Origin of the sequence: Bradyrhizobium sp. 33ap4, from assembly GCF_032654765.1 — a bacterium.
GTDB lineage: Bacteria > Pseudomonadota > Alphaproteobacteria > Rhizobiales > Xanthobacteraceae > Bradyrhizobium > Bradyrhizobium australafricanum.
Genome location: NZ_JAUMTJ010000027.1, coordinates 68,690 through 89,282, shown reverse-complemented (window position 1 = coordinate 89,282; position 20,593 = coordinate 68,690). Strand labels below are relative to the sequence as shown.

Sequence of the window (20,593 nt, the reverse complement as noted above, 5' to 3'; positions counted from 1 at the left end):
GGGAGGTTTTTCCATGCGCTCAATCGGACATTTCATCGGTGGCAAGGAGGTCAAGGGCACGTCGGGCCGCACGGCTGACGTCTTCGAGCCGATGACCGGCGAGGTCCAGGCCAAGGTGGCGCTGGCCTCCAAGGCCGAGCTCCGCGCCGCGGTCGAGAACGCCAAGGCTGCGCAGCCGGAATGGGCCGCCACCAACCCGCAGCGCCGCGCCCGCGTCATGATGCGGTTCCTCGAGCTGGTGCAGCGCGACTACGACAAGCTCGCCGAGCTGCTGGCGCGCGAGCACGGCAAGACCGTTCCCGACGCCAAGGGCGACATCCAGCGCGGCCTCGAGGTCGCCGAGTTTGCCTGCGGCATCCCGCATCTGATGAAGGGCGAGTACACCGAGGGCGCCGGCCCCGGCATCGACATCTATTCGATGCGCCAACCGCTTGGCGTGGTCGCCGGCATCACGCCGTTCAACTTCCCGGCGATGATCCCGATGTGGAAGTTCGCGCCGGCGATCGCCTGCGGCAACGCCTTCATCCTCAAGCCGTCGGAGCGCGATCCCGGCGTGCCGATGATGCTCGCCGAATTGATGATCGAGGCGGGCCTGCCGGCCGGCATCCTCAACGTCGTCAACGGCGACAAGGAGGCAGTCGACGCCATCCTGGACGATCCCGATATCAAGGCGATCGGCTTCGTCGGCTCGACCCCGATCGCGCAGTACATCTACGAGCGCGCCGCGCAGACCGGCAAGCGCTGCCAGTGCTTCGGCGGCGCCAAGAACCACGCCATCGTGATGCCGGATGCCGACATGGACCAGACGGTCGATGCGCTGATCGGCGCCGGCTACGGCTCCGCCGGTGAGCGCTGCATGGCCGTCTCGGTCGCGGTGCCGGTCGGCAAGACCACCGCCGACCGCCTGATGGAGAAGCTGATCCCGCGCGTCGAGTCGCTCAAGATCGGCACCTCGGTCGATCCGTCGGCCGATTACGGCCCGCTGGTGACCCGCGAGGCGGTCGAGAAGGTCAAGAGCTACATCGACATCGGCATCAAGGAAGGCGCGACGCTCGCGGTCGACGGCCGCGGCTTCAAGATGCAGGGCTACGAGAAGGGCTTCTATCTCGGCGGTTCGCTGTTCGACAACGTCACCAAGGACATGCGGATCTACAAGGAAGAGATCTTCGGCCCGGTGCTCTCGGTGGTGCGCGCCCACGACTATCACGAGGCGCTGGCGCTGCCGTCCGACCATGACTACGGCAACGGTGTCGCGATCTTCACCCGCGACGGCGACGCCGCGCGCGACTTCGCCGCCAAGGTCAATGTCGGCATGGTCGGCATCAACGTGCCGATCCCGGTGCCGATCGCCTATTACACCTTCGGCGGCTGGAAGAAGTCCGGCTTCGGCGACCTCAACCAGCACGGTCCGGACTCGATCCGCTTCTACACCAAGACCAAGACGGTGACCTCGCGCTGGCCGTCCGGCGTCAAGGAAGGCGCGGAGTTCTCGATCCCGACGATGAAGTGATTTCCGGGAACGTCATTGCGAGCGCAGCGAAGCAATCCATCTATCCCCCGCGTGGAAGAATGGATTGCTTCGTCGCTTCGCTCCTCGCAATGACGGTGGGGTAACCTTCAGGGCTAGGCGGCGAGATGCAGTTCGCTCTCAACGAGGACCAGATCGCGGTTCGCGACATGGCGCGGGCGTTTGCGGCGGAGAAGATCGCGCCGCACGCGCTCGAATGGGACGAGACAAAGCACTTTCCAGTCGACGTGATGCGCGAGGCGGCAGGCCTCGGCATCGGCGGCATCTATATCAAGGACGATGTCGGCGGCTCGGCGATGACGCGGTTCGACGCGGCGCTGATCTTCGAGGCGCTGGCGACGGGGTGCCCGACCACGTCGGCCTTCATCTCGATCCACAACATGGCGTCCTGGATGATCGATGCCTACGGCAACGACATCCAGCGCCACACATGGCTGCCGAAGCTCTGCACCATGGAGCTGATCGCGAGCTACTGCCTGACCGAGCCGGGCGCCGGCTCCGACGCGGCCGCGCTGCGCACCCGCGCGGTGCGCGACGGCGATCATTACGTGCTCAACGGCCAGAAGCAGTTCATCTCCGGCGCCGGCAGCACCGACCTGCTGGTGGCGATGGTGCGCACCGGCGGCGACGGTCCGGGCGGCGTCTCGACGCTGGTGATCGACGGCAAGACGCCGGGCGTGTCGTTCGGCGCTAACGAGCGCAAGATGGGCTGGAATGCGCAGCCGACCCGCGCTGTGATGTTCGAGAACGCGCGCGTGCCGGTCGCGAACCGGCTCGGGGAGGAGGGCATCGGCTTCAAGATCGCGATGGCCGGCCTCGACGGCGGCCGCCTCAACATCGCGGCGTGCTCGCTCGGCGGCGCGCAGGCGGCGCTCGACAAGGCGTTGGCCTACATGAAGGACCGCAAGGCATTCGGCAAACGCCTCGACGAATTCCAGGCGCTGCAATTCAAGATCGCCGACATGGCGACCGAGCTGGAAGCCGCACGCACCTTCCTGTGGCGGGCGGCCGCCGCGCTCGACCGCAAGGATCCGGACGCTTCCATGCTGTGCGCGATGGCAAAACGGTTTGGCACCGATGTCGGCTTCGAGGTCGCCAACCAGGCGCTGCAGCTGCATGGTGGCTACGGCTACCTCAGCGAATACGGCGTCGAGAAGATCGTGCGCGATCTGCGCGTGCACCAGATCCTCGAAGGCACCAATGAAATCATGCGGCTGATCGTGTCGCGCAAGTTGATCGAGGGCGCGCGATGAATGATGCGGCAGCAGCCGAGGGCGACCTGATCGCGCGCAAGGAAGGTTCTGCCGGCATTATCCGGCTCAACCGGCCGAAGGCGATCAATGCCGTGACGCTGGAGATGTTCCACGACATCGACAGGGCGCTCGATGCGTTCGAGGCCGATCCCGATGTCGCTGTCATCGTGCTGGAGGGCGCGGGCGAGCGTGGCCTGTGCGCCGGCGGCGACATCCGCGCGCTCTGGGAGAGCTCGAAGGTCAAGGGCGATCTCGGCAAGATCCTGTGGCGCGACGAATACATCCTCAACGCGCGGATCAAGAAGTTCCCAAAGCCCTATGTCGCCTTCATGGACGGCATCGTGATGGGCGGCGGCGTCGGGCTGTCGGCGCATAGCCGCCACCGCGTGGTGACGGAGCGGACCAAGCTCGCGATGCCCGAGGTCGGCCTCGGTTTCTTCCCCGATGTCGGCGGCACCTATCTGCTGTCGCGCTCGCCGGGTGAGATCGGCACCTATTTCGGGCTCACCGGCACCACCATGAACGGACCCGATGCGATCTACGCCAAATTCGCCGACGCCGTGGTGCCGAGCGCAAAGCTGCCGGCGCTGCGCGATGCGCTGACCAAGGTTACGCCGGGTACGAGTTCGGCCGAGATCGACCGGCTGATCGGAGGCTTCGCCACTAGCGAGACGGCTGGCCCTGTCGCCGCGATGCAGGCCAAAATCGACGGCTGGTTCGCACACGGCCGGATGGAGGACGTCGTCGCCGCGCTGAGGGCCGACGGCTCCGACCTGGCGCAGGCCACGCTGAAGACGCTCGGTGAGAAGTCGCCGCGCGGCATGGTGGTGACGCTGAAACTGCTGCGGCTGGCGCGCGCGACCGCGACGCTGGAAGAGTGCCTGAAGCGCGAATATCGCGCCGCGCTCGAGGTGTTCGCCAGCGACGATTTCCGCGAGGGCGTGCGCGCAGCCGTCATCGACAAGGATCGCAATCCGACATGGTCGCCGGCCCGGATCGAACAGGTGACGCCGGAGATGCTCACGCCTTACTTCGCCGAGATCGGCGCTGACGAATTGAAATTTCCCGACAGCAAATAGAAACGTCGCAAGCGGAGGACTTCCCATGGCAAACGTCGCATTCATCGGGCTCGGCAATATGGGCGGGCCGATGGCCGCCAATCTGGTCAAGGCCGGCCACAAGGTGACCGCGTTCGATCTGGTCGCAGCGTCTCGCGATCAGGCCAGGAGTGACGGCGCCGCGATCGCCGAGAGCAGCGTTGCTGCGGTGAAGGGCGCCGATGTCGTCATCACCATGCTGCCGGCCGGCAAGCACGTGCTCGGCGTCTGGAACGAGGTGCTGCCCGCGATGGCCAACGGCGCGCTGATCATCGACTGCTCGACCATCGACGTCGAAAGCGCAAAGCAGGCGCATGTGCTGGCTGCCAAGCACGGCATGGCCTCGGTCGACGCGCCGGTCTCCGGCGGCACCGGTGGCGCCAAGGGCGCGACGCTGACCTTCATGTGCGGCGGCGAGCCGAAGGCATTCGCGGCGGCCCAGCCGATGTTGGCAAACATGGGCAAGAAGATCGTGCATTGCGGCGCGGGCGGTGCAGGGCAGGCAGCCAAGATCTGCAATAATATGATCCTCGGTATTTCCATGATCGCGGTCGGCGAGGCTTTCGTGCTCGCCGAAAAGCTCGGCCTGTCGCACCAGGCGCTGTTCGACGTCGCCTCGACCTCGTCGGGACAGTGCTGGTCGCTGACGACCTATTGCCCGGTTCCCGGCCCGGTGCCGACCTCGCCGGCCAACAACGATTACAAGCCGGGTTTTGCTTCGAACCTGATGGTCAAGGACCTGACCCTGGCGCAGGACGCCGCCAATGCCGCCGGCGCGGTCACGCCGCTCGGCAAGCACGCGCAGGAGATCTATAAGACCTTCGACGCGTCGGGCCACGGCGGGGTCGACTTTTCCGGAATTATCCAGCACGTTAGGGCCCTTGCCCCGAAGTAAATCGCCGTCATCCTGAGATGCGAGCGGAGCGAGCCTCGAAGGATGGAAAGATGGTGTCCGTGGCCATCCTTCGAGACGCCGCGCAATGCGCGGCTCCTCAGGATGACGACAGAATACGTGGTGAAGCCGGATGACCACATTTCAGGGCGCACGCGCCTTTCTGCTCAAGCACCGCACCGACTACGACGCCGCGGTGAAGGGATTTCGCTGGCCCGATCCGGTGCCGTTCAACTGGGCGCTCGATTGGTTCGATGCCGAACTGGCGCGAAATCTTGACAGCCGCGACCGGCCGGCGCTGTGGATCGTCGATGCCGCCAGCGGCAACGAGACCAAGCTTTCCTTCGCTGAGCTGTCGCGCCGCTCAAGCCAGGTTGCAAATTTCCTGCGCGCGCAGGGGCTGAAGCGCGGCGATCATCTGTTGCTGCTGCTCGGCAATGTCGTGCCGCTGTGGGAGACCATGCTGGCGGCGATGAAGCTCGGCGTCGTCGTGATCCCCGCCACCACGCTCTTGACCGCGGATGAATTGCGCGACCGGCTCGACCGCGGCAAGGCGAGGGCGGTGGTCGCCACGCAGGATCAGGTCGCGAAGTTCGTCGGCCTCGGCAGCGACAAGCTCGCCCGTATCGTGGTCGGCGCGACGCAGCCGCAGGACGGCTGGCTGCCGTTCGAGGATGCGGCGAAGGCGCCCGAGGCGTTCACGCCCGATGGCCCGACCAAGGCCGACGATCCGATGCTGCTCTATTTCACCTCGGGCACCACGGCAAAGCCGAAGCTGGTGCGGCACAGCCAGCGCAGCTATCCGGTCGGCCATCTCTCGACCATGTACTGGATCGGCCTGCAGCCCGGCGACATCCATCTCAACATCTCCTCGCCCGGCTGGGCCAAGCATGCCTGGAGCTGCTTCTTCGCGCCGTGGAATGCCGGCGCAACGATCTTTATCGCGAATCAGCCACGCTTCGAGGCGAAGGGACTGCTCTCGATCATCGGCCGCTGCGGGGTGACCACGCTGTGCGCGCCGCCCACGGTGTGGCGGTTGTTCATCCAGGAAGAGCTCGCAAGCTTCAAGGTCTCGCTGCGCGAGGTGTGCGGCGCCGGCGAACCGCTCAATCCGGAGATCATCGACCAGGTCAAATCGGCCTGGGGGCTGACCATCCGCGACGGCTACGGCCAGACCGAAACCACCGCGCTGGCCGGCAACTCGCCGGGACAGGAGGTCAAGGTCGGCTCAATGGGCCGGCCGCTACCGGGCTATCGCGTGCAGGTCACCGACAATGACGGCCACGCCGCGAAGGAAGGCGAGGTGACCTTGCTGCTCGGCGCAGACCGGCCGGCGGGCCTGATGCAGGGCTATCAGGGCGACGACGGCAAGCTGATCGGCACCGACGGCGAGATCTATCGCAGCGGCGACGTCGTGTTCACCGATGACGAGGGTTATCTCACCTTCGTCGGCCGCACCGACGACGTGTTCAAATCCTCCGACTACCGGATCTCGCCGTTCGAGCTGGAGAGCGTGCTGCTGGAGCATGACGCGGTGGCCGAAGCCGCCGTGGTGCCGAGCCCGGACCCGATCCGGCTGGCGGTCCCGAAGGCCTATGTGCTGCTGGTATCAGGCGTCGAACGAACGCCGGAGACCGCGCTGTCGATCTTCAAACATTTGCACACGCGGCTCGCACCGTTTAAACGCATTCGCAAGATCGAGCTGGTCACCGAACTGCCGAAGACGATTTCTGGAAAAATCCGTCGCGTGCAGTTGCGCCGGCTCGAACACGACGATGTCAGAAGCGATGCGTTGCGCGGGATCGAGTTCCGCGAGGAAGAATTTCCGGAGCTGCAGAAGGTGCGGACCTCCGGTTAGCAGAGGTTAGCCAATGAACGAAGTCTGGAAGAAGCCGCCGGTGTCGCTGGAAACCTACCAGGGCATGGTCGGCAAGGAGATCGGCGTGTCCTCGTGGCACCTGCTCGATCAGGGCCGCATCGACACCTATGCCGACGTGATCGAGGATCACCAGTTCATCCATGTCGATCCCGAGCGCGCCAGGAAGGAGACCGCCTTCGGCACCACGATCGCGCATGGCTTCCTGACGATGTCGCTGATGTCGATCATGTCCTACGAGGTGATGCCGGTGCTCGAGGGCACCGCGATGGGCGTCAATTACGGCTTCGACAAGCTGCGCTTCATCTCGCCGGTGCGCTCCGGAAAACGCGTCCGCGGCCGCTTCGTGCTGGCCGAAGCCACGCTGCGCAAGCCGAAGGAGTTGTTGTCGCGCACCAACGTCACGGTCGAGATCGAGGGCGAGGAAAAGCCCGCGCTGGTCGCCGACTGGCTCGGCCTGATCTATTTCAGCTGAGGATCACAAGACACGGTTGTGTTGCAACCGCGAAGGGTTGTGCACCTCTCCCGCAAGCGGGGAGGTGCAGCGAGCCACCTCAATCTGTTTTTCAGGCGGTGCGCTGCTCTGGCCCATGTAGCGCATTGACGGCTGTGTTCCCCGGTGTCCATGATGCCCGCTTTAGGCGGTGCGGTCCCGGGAGTGGCAGCCATGGTGCAAAACATCGTCGCCGGAATTGTCGTAGTCGCTTTGATTGTGATCGGTGCGATTAGCTACGCTCAAGAGCATCACGAGTGCTGGAGCGGGCATGTGCTCAAAAGCCTGAAACCCTGCGGGTCGATGACCCCTTCGGTCTAGCGCGCCCGGTGGCCGCCTGGCCAGTCTCGGCCGGGCTTGACCCGGCCATCCATCGCTGCTCAAAAGCTGCCAATCGCGAGCGTCTCCACCCTCTCCCCCTGTGGGAGAGGGTGGCTTCGCGGCACGCGAAGCCGGGTGAGGGGTCTGTCTCCACGCAAAGACTCTCGCTTGAGCTCGCGGAGACAGACCCCTCATCCGGCGCGCTGGCGCGCGCCACCTTCTCCCACAAGGGGAGAAGGGAAGAACAGGAATTTACGGCATGGCAATCAGGTTTGACGGACGCGTCGCTATCGTCACCGGCGCGGGCAATGGTCTCGGACGGGCGCATGCGCTGGGGCTCGCCAGCCGCGGCGCCAAGGTGGTGGTCAACGATTTCGGCGGCGCGCGCGACGGCACCGGTGGGTCGCTGTCGCCGGCCGAGACCGTGGTCGAGGAGATCCGGAAAGCCGGCGGCACCGCGATGGCCGACGGCGCCGACGTCTCGAACTTCGAGCAGGTCACCGCGATGGTCGAGCGCGCCACCAAGGAGTGGGGCAGCGTCGATCTCCTGTGCGCCAATGCCGGCATCCTGCGCGACAAGTCGTTCACCAAGCTCGAGGTCGCCGACTGGGCCAAGGTGCTCGACGTGCATCTCACCGGCACCTTCTTCTGCTGCAAGGCGGTGTGGGCCGGCATGCGCGAGCGCAATTACGGCCGCATCGTGCTGACGACGTCGTCGTCCGGCCTGTTCGGCAATTTCGGCCAGGCCAATTACGGCGCGGCGAAGGCCGGCATGGTCGGCCTGATGAACGTGCTCGCCGAAGAGGGCCGCAAGAACAACATCAAGGTCAACACCATCTCGCCGACCGCTGCGACCCGCATGACCGAGGAACTGCTGCCGCCGCAGGCGCTGGCGCTGATGAAGCCGGAAGCGATCACGCCCGCGGTCGAATTCCTGCTCTCGGAGGACGCACCGACCCGCACCATCATGGGCGCCGGCGCCGGCTCGTTTGCCGTGATCCGCGTGCTGGAGACCGAAGGCGTCAACCTGCCGCAGTCCGAATGGACGCCGGACGGCGTCGCCGCGCACTTCAACGCGATCAGCGACATGTCGACCGCGAAGGCGCTGCAGGGCGCGTTCGAGCAGACACAGAAGTATGTCGCCCAGGCCGCCGCGCGGGCCGGGATCAAGCTCTGAGCATGAGCGTCGCCGTCATCGGAGCCGGACCTGCCGGCCTGATGGCGGCGGAGGTGCTCGCGCAAGGTGGCGCACAAGTCACTGTCTACGACGCGATGCCGTCGGCTGGCCGCAAATTCCTGATGGCCGGCCGTGGCGGGCTCAATCTCACCCACTCCGAACCGCTGCCGGATTTCCTTGCGCGCTATCGCGAGGCGATGCCGCATCTGAAGGCTGCGGTCGAGGCTTTTCCGCCTGAAGCACTGCGCGTCTGGAGCGAGGCGCTGGGGCAGCCGACCTTCGTCGGCAGCAGCGGCCGCGTGTTCCCCGAGGCGTTCAAGGCATCGCCTCTCTTGCGCGCCTGGCTGCGGCGGCTCGATGCCGCGGGCGTTGCATTCGCATTCCGGCATCGCTGGACCGGATGGGACGCGCGAGGGGGACTGCTGTTTGAGACTTCAGGCGGTCCGCGCGTGGTCAATGCCGATGCAACCGTGCTGGCACTCGGCGGCGCGAGCTGGCCGCGACTCGGCTCGGACGGCGCTTGGGCGGAGATCCTCGCCGCAAAGGGCGTTGCCATGGCGCCGATCAAGCCAGCCAATTCCGGCTTCACGGTTGCCTGGTCGAATATCTTCCGCGACCGGTTCGAGGGCCAGCCGCTCAAGGGCGTCGCGCTCACGATTGGTCCGCATACGGTGCGCGGCGAAGCGATCGTCACCCGCGCCGGCATCGAGGGCGGCGCCATCTATGCGCTGTCGGCGGAATTGCGCGAGGCGGTGCTCGCGAAGGGAACGGCGACACTGACGGTGGCGTTGCGGCCCGATGCCGCGCGCCACGAACTGGTCGCGCGTCTGTCGGCGCCGAAGGGCAAGCAATCCCTTTCCAATTTCCTGCGCAAGGCCGCGCAGCTCTCGCCGGTCGGCATCGGGCTGTTGCAGGAGGCGGCCGTCGCCGTCGGCCGTTCGCTGGCCGCGCTGCCGCCGGCCGAATTGGCCGAACTGATCAATGCGGTGCCGATCCGGATCACCGGCGTGGCACCGATCGCACGCGCGATCTCGAGCGCTGGCGGCATCAGGTTCGACGAACTCGACGCGCATTTCATGCTGCGGCGGCTGCCCGGCGTTTTCGCGGCCGGCGAGATGCTCGATTGGGAGGCGCCGACCGGCGGCTATCTGTTGCAGGCGTCGTTTGCAACGGGCGTCGCCGCTGGGAAGGGCGTGTTACGATGGCTCGTGCAGAAATCGTAGCTCTGTAGGATGGGTAGAGCGAAGCGAAACCCATCAACTTTTTTCCCAGCGGAAGCATGATGGGTTTCGCTGCGCTCTACCCATCCTACGGGATAGGCTCATTCCGAGCCGGTCTTCGTGGCGAGGTCGGTGATGAATCCAAGCACACCGAACGCCGCAGCCACCGCACACACCGCGGTCCAACCACCAAAGCTCCACGCCGCGGACGCCGCTGCCGCGCCCACCGCGCCGCCGATGAAGAACAGCGCCACGAACAGGCCGTTGATCCGGCCGCGCGCCTCGGCGCGCAGCAGGTTGACGGCGCGGCGGCCGAGCGTCTGGTCGGTGGTGATGCCGAGATCGAGCAGGATGGTGCCGAGGCTCAGCGCGACGAGTGCTGCAATCCGCGACTCCAGTACGCCGGCCCAAGCGCACAGCGCGAGCGATGCGGATATCAGCAGGTGCGAGCCGATCAGCATCGGCCGTGCCAGGCCACGGTCGCCCGAGCGGCCGGCCAGCGGCGTCGCGACGGCGCCGGCAACGCCGATCAGTGCGAACAGTGCGATGCCCCTGGCGTCGAGCTTGAACGGCGCGTCCGGCAGGCGTAGCGCCACGGCGGCCCAGAACGCGGTGAACGAGGCCATCACCAGCGCCGCGGTCCAGGACCGGACGCGCAGCACCGGCTCCTCGCGCAGCAGTGTCGGGAACGAACGCAGCAGCGCGCCGTAGCTGACCTTCGCCGCCGGCTGCAGCGTCGGCAGGGTGCGCGCCAGTGCTGCGGCGAGCACCGTCATCAGCACGGCCGAGGTGACATAGTAGCCGCGCCAGTTCCAGCTGTCCGCGATCAGGCTCGCCATCGGCCGCGACAGCAGGATGCCGATCATCAGGCCGCTCATCACATCGCCGATCGCCTGTCCCCGGCGCTCCGGCGGCACCATCGACGCAACCAGCGGCACCACCATCTGGATCGCCGCGCACGACGCGCCGAGGATGAAGGTGGCGGCCAGCAGGATCAACGGCGTCGGCGCCATCGCGGTGCCGATCGCCGCGACGATAGCGCAGGCCAGCGTGCGCAGGATCAGCCGCTTGTTCTCGACGAGGTCGACCAGCGGCACCAGCAGTAGCAGCCCGAGCGCGTAGCCGAGCAGGGTCAACGTCGAGATCAGGCCGGCCTCTAGCGCGGTCATGCCGAGCGAGCGGCCCATCAGACCGACGAGAATCTGCGGCGCAAAGAGATTGGTGACGACGGTGCCGGTCGTGATGGCGCCGATCCAGATCAGCGGACGCACGGCGACGGTGCGCGCCGGGGAGAGTTTGGTGGCTTCGGAGATGGTCATGGGACCTCGCGATGGAGTGGCGAGGCCCCCTTTAGGGGATCGGGATAATATGCTACAATTCAAATAAGATGATGAAGAATATGCGAGATTATTATGAACACCCATGACCTCGTGGCGTTCGTCGCCGTGGTCGAGACCGGATCGATCGTCGCGGCCTCGGCGCGGCTGAACCTGACCCAGCCCGGCGTGACGCGGCGGATCCAGAATCTCGAGGAGATGCTCGGCGCGCAGCTGCTCGACCGGCTATCGAAGCCGCTGAAGCCGACGGCGGCGGGAATCGAAGCCTATGAGCAGGGCCGCCGGCTGCTGCGCATGCTCGACGACCTCAAGTCAGGCGTCGCCAATGACGGCGTGGTGCGCGGCGAGTTCAGGCTCGGCCTGACGCCGTTTTTGTCGGAGGCCGGGCTGACCGGACCGCTCGATGCGGTGCGCGGCGAATTTCCGGCGCTGGCGGTGCGCGTCGTCTCCGGCTGGTCGCCCAACCACATGGAGCGGGTCAGCCGCAACGAGCTCGATGCCGCTGCAATCTGTTTGCCTGACGGCACCGCGCCGCCCGACGATCTCGTGGCCGACGATCTCGGCGCGCAGCCGGTGGTGTTCGTCGTCGCGCGCGACATGAAGACGCCGAAGTCGGTCGATCTCGAATGGCTGTCGCGGACCGGATGGGTGATCAACCAGGACGGCTGCGGCTTTCGCCAGACGCTGAAGCGTCAATTCGATGCGGCGCATCTGCCGTTCAACATCGCGGTCGAGGCGCTCGACAGCGAGCTGCGGCTGTCGCTGGTGGCGCGCGGGCTCGGCATCGGCCTCGTGACGCCGGTGGCGCTGAAACGAAGCCCGATCCGTAGCCGGCTCAAGGCCGTGAAGATCGCGGATTTCAATCCCGCAGTCCGCGCCTGGATCGTGCATCGCCCGCCGGCCGGCCGCCTGGCGCGGCCGATCGAGGTGTTTCGCGCGGCGCTGGACCGCGAGCTGCAGGCGCTGATGCGGGAGTAAATGCGGAGTTCGTAGGATGGGTAGAGCGAAGCGAAACCCATCAACTTCGATCCGCAGTGACATGATGGGTTTCGCTACGCTCTACCCATCCTACAAGGTCTGTGTATGCGGCTACCGCAGCTTGCCCCGCGCCGTCACCGGCAGCGCACCGATGATCTCGTCACCGCGCACCATCACGACCTCGTCCATCATGTTGACGACGACGCAGACGTGATTGGGCACGATCCGCACCACGTCGCCGACATTGGGGCGGGTGTTGCTGCGGGAGAGATCGAGGAAGCCGTGCTCCTCGGCGAAGCGCGCGATCCTGGCCTCCGGATGTTCGAGGATCAGGCCGTGGCCTTCGAGGCCGCCGGTGTCCGAGGTCAGCGTCTTGGAGCCGGCATCGAGGATGCCGCGCTCGGGGCCGGCGCGGCTGACGACGGTGGAATAAATATGCAGCGCGCAATCGTCCCAGGTCGCGACGCCGGCCGCGACCTGCATGCGGTCGTTGTAGATGTAGGTACCGAAGCGATGCTCGGTGCCGCCCTTCAGCTTGCCGAGATTCTTCAGGTTCGGCGTGCCGCCGGTGGAGACGATGGTCGCGTCGAGGCCATGGGCGCGCACGCCGGCTAGCGCCTCGTCATAGAATTTCTGCGCATCGGCCCAGCCGGTCTCGGTCGGATACAGCATGAAGCCCGCGAAGCTGAGGCCCTTGGAGGCTGCGATCTCGCGCGCCAGCGCGATCGCCTCGGCCGGGGTCTCGACGCCGGCGCGCTTGCGGCCGGTGTCGCATTCGACCACGACCGAGAGCGGGCGGCCGGAGGCGGCGGCGGCCTTCGGCAGGTCGCCGACGACGACGGAATTGTCGGCTGCGACGGTGACGTTGGCCTTTGCTTGCAGCGCGCCGAGCCGCGCCATCTTCTCGTCGCCGAGCAGATTGTAGCTGATCAGGATGTTGTCGATGCCGGCGTCCGCCATGATCTCGGCCTCGCCGAGCTTCTGGCAGGTGATGCCTTTGGCGCCGGCCTTGATCTGCAGCTGCGCCAGCATCGGGTTCTTGTGCGTCTTGATGTGCGGACGGTTGGCGACGCCGGCCTCGTCGCAGGCCTTCTGGATGCGTGCGATGTTGCGCTCGACCCGGTCCATGTCGATCACGGCGCAGGGCGTGCCGTATTCCTTGGCGATCTTGGCGGCGAGGGGCGTCGTCATCGGGGTGGCTCCATTGCAGAGTTTCCGTCATTGCGAGCGGAGCGAAGCAATCCATCTGTCCGCGTTTGCAGATGCATGGATTGCTTCGTCGCTCCGCTCCTCGCAATGACGGCAAGAATCATTGTGTTCATGCCTGCTCGATCTCTTCGCGCAGCACCTCTAACTCGAGCCAGCGGTCCTCGGCGGCAGCGAGCTCTTGCTGCGCCTTTGCGATCGCGGCCGAGGCGGCGTCGAATTTCTTGCGATCCTTCGTATAGAGATCGGGATCGTCGAGCAGCTTCTGCTGCTTGGCGATCTCGTTGTGCAGCTTGTCGATGGTCTTCGGCAAGGTTTCCAGCGCGTGTTTCTCGTTGAAGCTCAGCCGGCGCCGCGGTGCTGCCTCGGGCGCTGCCGCCCTGGCTTCCTTCTTCTCTTCGGTCGCGGTATCCGCCTTCACCGTCTCGCGCTTCACGTCGGCGCCGCGCTGCGTCAGCATGTCGGAATAGCCGCCGGCATATTCGATCCAGCGGCCCTGGCCCTCGGGCACGATCACCGACGTCACGACGCGGTCGAGGAAGTCGCGGTCGTGGCTGATCAGGATCACCGTGCCTTCGTAATCGCCGAGCATGTCCTCGAGCACGTCGAGGGTTTCGAGATCGAGGTCGTTGGTCGGCTCGTCCAGGATCAAGAGGTTCGACGGCTTGGCCAGCGCGCGCGCCAGCATCAGGCGGCCGCGCTCGCCGCCGGAGAGCGCTTCCAGCGGCGTGCCGCGCTGCTCCTGCGCGAACAGGAAATCCTTCATGTAGCCGATGACGTGCTTCGACTTGTCGCCGACCATGACGTGGTCGCCGCGGCCGCCGGTCAAGGCTTCAGCCAGCGTCAGCTTCGGGTCGAGGCTCTCGCGGTGCTGGTCGAGGGTTGCCATCTCGATATTGGCCCCGAGTCGCACCGAACCGGAGTCGGGCGGATCGTTGCCGATCAACAGATGCACCAATGTGGTCTTGCCGGCGCCGTTCGGGCCGACGATACCGAGCCGGTCGCCGCGCTGGATCCGGGTCGAGAAGCCGTCGACGATCTTGCGCTCGCCGAACGCCTTCGCGATGTTCTTGGCCTCGATCACCAGGCGGCCGGACTTCTCGGCTTCGGCGGCGGCGAGCGTGGCATTGCCGGTGGCGCCGCGATAGTTGCGGCGCTGGTCGCGCAGCGCATGCAGATTGCCGAGCCGCTTGACGTTGCGCTTGCGGCGGCCGGAGACGCCGTAGCGCAGCCAGTGCTCCTCGTTGACGATCTTGCGGTCGAGCTTGTGCTGCTCGCGCTCTTCCTCGGCCAGCACCTCGTCGCGCCACGCCTCGAAGGCGCCGAAGCCGCGCTCGATCTGCCGGATCTGGCCGCGGTCGAGCCAGGCCGTGGTGCGCGACAGATTGGTGAGGAAGCGGCGGTCGTGGCTGATCAGCACCAGCGCGCAGCGCCGGCTTTCCAGTTCGGCCTCGAGCCATTCGATGGTCGGCAGGTCGAGATGGTTGGTCGGCTCGTCGAGCAGCAGGATATCGGGCGAGGGCGCCAGCACGCGCGCCAGCGCCGCGCGGCGCGCCTCGCCGCCGGAGACAAGCGCGGGATCTTCCTCGCCGCTGAGGCCGAGCTGCTCAAGCAGATAGCGGGCCTGGTAGTGGTCGTCGCCGGGGCCGAGGCCGGCCTCGACATAGGCGAGCGTCGTGTTGTGCTCGCCGAAATCCGGCTCTTGCGGCAGATAGCGGATGGTGGCGCCGGGCTGTACGAAGCGGCTGCCGGCGTCAGGCTCGACCAGGCCGGCCGCGATCCGCAGCAGGGTCGACTTGCCGGAGCCGTTGCGGCCGATCAGGCAGACGCGCTCGCCGGCGGAGACCGAGAGCTCGACGCCCGTCAGCAGCGGCGTACCGCCGAAGGTCAGGCTGATGTCCTTGAGCTGGATGAGAGGAGGCGGAGCCATTGCGCTAACCCGGCTCGCTCGCCTGCGCCTGCTCGGCGCGGCGGCGCTGGATACGGCGGATGGTCTGGTCGAGCGTCGACAGGAAGGTCGAGCGGTCGCGCGGCGAATATGATTTCGGCCCGCCGGTGATCTCGCCCGACGAGCGCAGATCGGTCATCAGATTGCGCACCGCAAGTGTCATGCCGATCGACTGTTCGGTGAACGGCTTGCCGTTCGGCGCGATCACATCGGCGCCGGCCTTGACGCAGCGGCTCGCCAGCGGAATGTCCGCCGTGACCACCACGTCGCCTTCATGCGCGCGTTCCGCGATCCAGTCGTCGGCGGCATCCATGCCGGAACCGGCGGCAATGCGCTCGATCAGCGGATCCTGCGGCACGCGGATGAAATTGACCGCGACCACGCTGACGGGCACGCCGAGCCGGATCGCGACGCGATAGATCTCGTCCTTCACCGGGCAGGCGTCGGCGTCGACATAGATGCGGGTGGGAGCAGGGGTTTCAGTCATCGATTCCAGGGTTGGCAGGCGCGGCCTGCGTGTACTCCATCGGGCGGAAAATTGCGAGCAAAACGAGAGGCTTGTCACGCTGCCCGGTTCGACTACGATTGCCTGAGAAAAACAACGGAAATAAGGGGAAACCCCATGGATTCGAAGACGGCTTCGCTGACCTACCGCGTCTCGGCGTACAACACCTCGAAACTGTCGGAGAACAAGATCCATGACGACACGGTGGCGCGGAAGTTCGGCTTTTCCGGCGGGCTGGTGCCCGGCGTCGACGTGATGGCCTACATGATGCACCTGCCGGTTGAGAAATGGGGCCGCGATTTCCTCGCGCGCGGCCTGATCGAGGCGCGCTTCGTCAAGCCGGTCTATGACGGCGAGATCGCGGAATTGACGGGCCAGGAGACCGGCAATGGGCTCACGATCGAGCTCCACAGCCGAGGCGAGCTCTGCGCGACCGGCACCGCGTCGCTGCCGGCATCGGCGCCGAAGTTCGTGCTCGACGACTACAAGCAGGTCGCAGCTGTCGCCGAGCGCAAGCCGGTCAGCGCGTCGTCCTATGAAGAGGGCAAGTGGCTCGGCACCATCCCGCGCGACTGGTCGGGTGATGCCGCGAAGGAATATCTCGCCGATATCCGGGAGACCGACCCGATCTACCTGCGCGAAGGTCTCGGCCATCCCGGCCTGCTGCCGCGGGTGATGAACAAGGTCCTGGTCGACAATGCGATCCTCGGGCCCTGGATCCATGTCGGCACCCGCATGCAGCTGCTGTCGGCGGGCAAGATCGGCGACGAGCTGACCGCGCGCGCCAAGGTGACGGGCAATTACGACAAGAAGGGCCACCGCTTCGTCGAGCTCGACGCGCTGGTGCTCGGCAACGGTGTGCCGCTCGCGCATTGCTGGCACATCGCGATCACCCAGCCGCGCGAGCAGGCCGCGGCGTAACTTTCCACCTCTCCCCGTTCTTCACGGGGAGAGGTCGGATCGCATCGCAGATGCGATCCGGGTGAGGGGCAAGGCACAATTCCAGTTACAACGACCTTGCTCGCCGGATGGAGTCCCTCACCCCAGCCCTCTCCCCGCAAGAGCGGGGCGAGGGAGCAGGAGAGCCCTTATGCCGCGCTCGCCTTGGCGTCCTGGATCGCGCGCCAGACGCGTTCGGGCGTCAGCGGCATGTTGATGTGCTTGATGCCGTACTCCGACAGCGCGTCGACCACGGCGTTGACGATGCAGACGAGGCTGCCGGCGCAGCCGGCCTCGCCGCAGCCCTTGGTGCCGAGCGGGTTGGATTTCGCCGGCGAGGGATGATCGCCGACCAGCATCGACGGCACGTCGCCGGCGCGCGGCAGCGCGTAGTCCATGAACGAGCCGGTGATCGGCTGGCCGGAGGCGTCGTAGCTGATTTCCTCCATCAGCGCCTGGCCGATGCCCTGCGCGACGCCGCCGTGCAGCTGGCCCGCGACGATCATCGGATTGACCACGACGCCGAAATCGTTGACCGCGGAGTAGCGCACGATCCGCGTCACGCCGGTGTCCGGATCGATCTCGACCTCGGCGACGTGGCAGCCGTTCGGGAAGGTCGACGCCGTCTCCTTGGTGGCGTGATCGACGTCGAGCGTCTCCGGCGTGCCTTCCGGCATCTTGCCGGCGCGCATCCGCTCGGCGAGCTCCATGATGCCGATCGAGCGGTCGGTGCCGGCGATGGTGAAGCGGCCGGCGCCGAATTCGATGTCGGCCTCGGAGGCCTCCAGCATGTGCGCGGCGGCCTTCTTGCCCTTCTCGACGACGAGCGCGGAAGCCTCGACGATCGCCTGTCCAGTCGCGGTGATCGAGCGCGAGCCACCGGTGCCGTTGCCGAAGCGGACGAGATCGCTGTCGCCCTGTTCGAGCGTGATCTTCTCGAAGGGGACGCCGAGCTGGTCGGACAGCACCTGCGCGAACGGCGTGGCGTGGCCCTGGCCGTAATCCAGCGTGCCGGTGGTGAGCTTCACCGAGCCATCGGGCTCGAAGCTGATCTTGCCGAGCTCGCCGCTCGGCGGCGCGGTGACCTCGAGATAGGAGCCGACGGCGATACCGCGCAGCTTGCCGCTCTTCTTGCTCTCCTTCTTGCGCTTGGCGAAGTTCTCATAGTCGGAGATCTCCAGCGCCTTCTGGAACACACCGGCGAAATCGCCGCTGTCATAGGTGACGCCGGACGCCGCCGGGAACGGCAGCTGCGACGGCTTGATGAAGTTGCGCTTGCGCAGCGTGAAGCGGTTGATGCCCATCTCGTCGGCGGCCGCATCGATCAGCCGCTCCATGTAGTAATTGGCCTCGGGCCGGCCGGCGCCGCGATAGGCGCCCATCAGCGTGGTGTTGGTCAGGACCGTCTTGATGTCGACGCCGAGCAGCGGCGTGCGATAGACGCTGGCGAGGTTCTTGCCGGTGTTGAGCGACAGCGGGCCCGGAGCGACGCCGGTGATATAGGCGCCGAGATTGCCGTAGCCGGACAGCCGCACCGCGAGGAACTTGCCGTCGGCATCGAGCGCGAGCTCGGCGTGGATCAGCTGCGCACGGCCCTGGCTGTCGGAGAGGAAGCTGGTCGAACGCTCATCCAGCCACTTCACCGGGCGGCCGAGCTCACGCGCCGCATGCGCGATGCAGGTGTATTCGGGATAGTTGAGATTCTTCATCCCGAACGAGCCGCCGACATTGCCGGTGAGGATGCGGACCTTGTCGGCGGGCACGTTGAGCAGGCGCGCTAGGATCGCCTTGTTGCCGGAGACGCCCTGGGTCGGCACCTGCAGCGTGAAGCGTTCGGTTTTCTTGTCGTAATGCGCGAGGGCGACGCGCGGCTCCATCGAGACCACGGCGACGCGGGTGTTGACGATGTCGAGCTTGGTGATGTGCGCCGCGCCGGCGAACGCCGCCTCGATCTTGGCGGCGTCGCCATAGTGATAGTCGAGCGCGACGTTATCGGGGATGTCGTCGTAGAGCTGCGGCGCGCCGGGCCTGGCGGCTTCAGCTGCGTCGGTCACCGCGGGCAGCGGCTCGATATCGACCTCGACGGCCTCGGCGGCATCGCGCGCCTGCGCCGCGGTCTCCGCCACCACGAAGGCGACGGGATCGCCGACGAAGCGCACCTTGTCGGTCACCAGCGCGGGGCGGTTGGTCTGCTTGAGCGGCGAGCCGTCGCGGTTCTTCAGCGGCAGGCCGCAGGTGAAGGGGTTGTAGCCGGCGGCCGCAAGGTCGGCGCCGGTCCAGACCCCGAGCACGCCGGGCATCGCCTTGGCGGCCGCCGTATCGACCCCCTTGATGATTCCATGGGCATGCGAGGAGCGAACCATCCAGCAATAGGCCTGGCCGGGCAGCGAGAAATCGTCGGTGTATTTGCCCTTGCCGCGCACCAGGGTGTCGTCCTCCTTTCGTCGAACAGGCTGTCCGACGCCGTATTTTTGCAGTGCGATAGCGTTTTCGAGGGAGGCAGGCGGCGTGTGATCTTGCATCGAAAATGACCTGAAATGCCCGGATTTGCTGGAGTTTGGGGGCGCTGAGGAGATAACGCACACCCCCCTTAACGACAACGCCCGATTGGGCATGGACCCAATGTGAACGGAGTTTGCGTAGGGCTTTGACGCTGCTAAAGTTTCCGTGAACGATAATTATTCGGCGGGCCTAAAGGATCCTACGGATCCCCTGGGGTCCCGTGGAAAGACAGTTTTGATGAACGACCATGTGCGGCTTTGCGACGGCCCTCCGGCCAGCGAAGCCCCGCCAGGGTTGGTTGCGGCGGCGGCGGAAAGTGGCGTCTACGCCGCGCTGGACCTTGGCACCAACAATTGCCGGCTGTTGATCGCCTGTCCCACCGGCGACGGGTTCCGCGTGGTCGATTCATTCTCGCGGATCATCAGGCTCGGCGAGGGCATCGCCGCCACGGGCTCGATCAGCGAGGCCGCGATTGAGCGGGCTATTGCCGCACTGGCCATCTGCAGCGACAAGATTCGCTATCGCAAGGCGCGCCGGCTCCGCCTGATCGCCACCGAGGCCTGCCGCGCCGCCGGCAATGCCGAGAGCTTCCGCGCGCGGGTGGCGGCCGAGACCGGCATCAAGCTCGAGGTGATCGATCGTGAGACCGAGGCGACGCTCGCCGTGATCGGCTGCTCGCCGCTGCTCGATCCGAAGGGGCGGGGCGCCATCCTGTTCGATATCGGCGGCGGCTCGACCGAACTGGTGCGGATCGAGCGCGACCCCAACGCGCCCGACGCGGCGCCACGCATCAAGGCGTGGATGTCGATCCCGCTCGGCGTCGTCACGCTGGCCGAACATTTCGGCGGCAAGAACGTCACCAGGGATATGTATGCGCGAATGATCGATGAGGTTGCGCGGCACGTCGCGCCGTTCGCGGCCGAGCACGGCAAGGATCTGCGCGACATGCACATGCTCGGCACCTCCGGCACCGTGACCACGCTCGCCGGCGTGTTCCTCAACCTGTCGCGCTACGACCGCCGCCGCATCGACGGCATCTGGATGAACGATTGCGACGTCACCGCGACGATCCAGAAGCTGCTCGGCATGAGCTATGAGGCTCGCGTCAACAACAACTGCATCAGCGTCGAGCGCGCCGATCTGGTGCTCGCCGGCTGCGCGATCCTCGATGCGATCCGCAACGCGTTCCCGATGCCGCGGCTCCGCGTTGCCGATCGCGGCCTGCGCGAGGGCATGCTGGTCGAGATGATGCGCGAGGACGGCGCGCTGCGGGCGTGCTAGAGTTTCTCTTGCCTCGCCCCGCTTGCGGGGAGAGGCCGGA

17 protein-coding genes are annotated in these 20,593 nt (G+C 66.3%); 12 read left to right on the top strand and 5 right to left on the bottom strand.

The genetic code is table 11. The features are described 5' to 3' along the window. The first annotated feature begins 13 nt into the window (after nt 1-13). From Q2M23_RS21760 to Q2M23_RS21720, 9 genes are all read left to right on the top strand, one after another. Nucleotides 14-1,510, top strand: a complete 1,497-nt coding sequence (locus Q2M23_RS21760; protein ID WP_057020030.1) for a CoA-acylating methylmalonate-semialdehyde dehydrogenase — start codon at nt 14-16, stop codon at nt 1,508-1,510. A 125-nt stretch (nt 1,511-1,635) separates the two neighbouring features. After that, nucleotides 1,636-2,781 carry an isobutyryl-CoA dehydrogenase gene (locus Q2M23_RS21755; protein WP_229191190.1) on the top strand — a complete coding sequence of 382 codons (1,146 nt, stop codon included), beginning with the start codon at nt 1,636-1,638 and terminating at the stop codon, nt 2,779-2,781. Continuing rightward, the gene (locus Q2M23_RS21750) at nt 2,778-3,860 is read left to right on the top strand and encodes an enoyl-CoA hydratase/isomerase family protein (RefSeq protein ID WP_316396976.1); all 1,083 of its coding nucleotides are present in this window, start codon (nt 2,778-2,780) and stop codon (nt 3,858-3,860) included. Before Q2M23_RS21755 ends, Q2M23_RS21750 begins: the two co-directional genes overlap by 4 nt. 25 nt (nt 3,861-3,885) lie before the next feature. Then, nucleotides 3,886-4,773: a 3-hydroxyisobutyrate dehydrogenase gene (mmsB, locus tag Q2M23_RS21745; RefSeq protein ID WP_076826580.1), complete on the top strand. Its 888-nt coding sequence runs from the start codon at nt 3,886-3,888 to the stop codon at nt 4,771-4,773. A gap of 130 nt (nt 4,774-4,903) precedes the next feature. Next, the gene (locus Q2M23_RS21740; protein ID WP_316396975.1) at nt 4,904-6,628 is read left to right on the top strand and encodes an AMP-binding protein; all 1,725 of its coding nucleotides are present in this window, start codon (nt 4,904-4,906) and stop codon (nt 6,626-6,628) included. Between the two features lie 13 nt (nt 6,629-6,641). After that, complete coding sequence (locus tag Q2M23_RS21735; protein ID WP_016846543.1) at nt 6,642-7,121, top strand: MaoC family dehydratase; 480 nt, start codon at nt 6,642-6,644, stop codon at nt 7,119-7,121. Nucleotides 7,122-7,313: 192 nt separating this feature from the next. Then, entirely contained in the window at nt 7,314-7,460 is a 147-nt protein-coding gene (locus tag Q2M23_RS21730; protein ID WP_229191194.1) for a hypothetical protein, read from the top strand. A gap of 259 nt (nt 7,461-7,719) precedes the next feature. After that, a complete protein-coding gene (locus Q2M23_RS21725) occupies nt 7,720-8,637 on the top strand; it encodes an SDR family NAD(P)-dependent oxidoreductase (RefSeq protein WP_057019767.1) in 918 nt (305 codons plus the stop codon). Between the two features lie 2 nt (nt 8,638-8,639). After that, complete coding sequence (locus Q2M23_RS21720; RefSeq protein WP_316396974.1) at nt 8,640-9,860, top strand: TIGR03862 family flavoprotein; 1,221 nt, start codon at nt 8,640-8,642, stop codon at nt 9,858-9,860. A 98-nt stretch (nt 9,861-9,958) separates the two neighbouring features. Here the strand turns inward: Q2M23_RS21720 and Q2M23_RS21715 are convergent, their stop codons facing one another. Next, nucleotides 9,959-11,176 (bottom strand): MFS transporter, encoded by a 1,218-nt coding sequence (locus tag Q2M23_RS21715; RefSeq protein WP_316396973.1) that lies wholly within the window; start codon nt 11,174-11,176, stop codon nt 9,959-9,961. Between the two features lie 93 nt (nt 11,177-11,269). Here Q2M23_RS21715 and Q2M23_RS21710 point away from each other — a divergent pair, with 93 nt between their 5' ends. Further along, nucleotides 11,270-12,172, top strand: coding sequence for a LysR family transcriptional regulator (locus Q2M23_RS21710; RefSeq protein WP_057019769.1), 903 nt, complete (start codon nt 11,270-11,272; stop codon nt 12,170-12,172). Between the two features lie 111 nt (nt 12,173-12,283). Here the strand turns inward: Q2M23_RS21710 and Q2M23_RS21705 are convergent, their stop codons facing one another. The 3 genes from Q2M23_RS21705 to Q2M23_RS21695 all read right to left on the bottom strand — a co-directional run bounded on the left by Q2M23_RS21705 (nt 12,284) and on the right by Q2M23_RS21695 (nt 15,813). Then, nucleotides 12,284-13,363, bottom strand: coding sequence for a D-TA family PLP-dependent enzyme (locus Q2M23_RS21705; RefSeq protein ID WP_076826591.1), 1,080 nt, complete (start codon nt 13,361-13,363; stop codon nt 12,284-12,286). 127 nt (nt 13,364-13,490) lie between these two features. After that, the gene (locus Q2M23_RS21700; RefSeq protein ID WP_316396972.1) at nt 13,491-15,308 is read right to left on the bottom strand and encodes an ABC-F family ATP-binding cassette domain-containing protein; all 1,818 of its coding nucleotides are present in this window, start codon (nt 15,306-15,308) and stop codon (nt 13,491-13,493) included. Between the two features lie 4 nt (nt 15,309-15,312). Continuing rightward, on the bottom strand, nt 15,313-15,813 hold the full coding sequence (locus Q2M23_RS21695; protein ID WP_253587102.1) for a YaiI/YqxD family protein: 501 nt from the start codon (nt 15,811-15,813) through the stop codon (nt 15,313-15,315). 135 nt (nt 15,814-15,948) lie between these two features. Between Q2M23_RS21695 and Q2M23_RS21690 the strand changes: the two genes are divergently transcribed. Next, nucleotides 15,949-16,752: a hypothetical protein gene (locus Q2M23_RS21690; RefSeq protein WP_137479678.1), complete on the top strand. Its 804-nt coding sequence runs from the start codon at nt 15,949-15,951 to the stop codon at nt 16,750-16,752. Nucleotides 16,753-16,919: 167 nt separating this feature from the next. Here Q2M23_RS21690 and Q2M23_RS21685 read toward each other — a convergent pair whose 3' ends face one another. Beyond that, entirely contained in the window at nt 16,920-19,292 is a 2,373-nt protein-coding gene (locus tag Q2M23_RS21685; RefSeq protein WP_316396971.1) for a xanthine dehydrogenase family protein molybdopterin-binding subunit, read from the bottom strand. Between the two features lie 217 nt (nt 19,293-19,509). Between Q2M23_RS21685 and Q2M23_RS21680 the strand changes: the two genes are divergently transcribed. Then, nucleotides 19,510-20,553: a Ppx/GppA phosphatase family protein gene (locus Q2M23_RS21680; protein WP_082653981.1), complete on the top strand. Its 1,044-nt coding sequence runs from the start codon at nt 19,510-19,512 to the stop codon at nt 20,551-20,553. Nucleotides 20,554-20,593 lie beyond the last annotated feature (40 nt).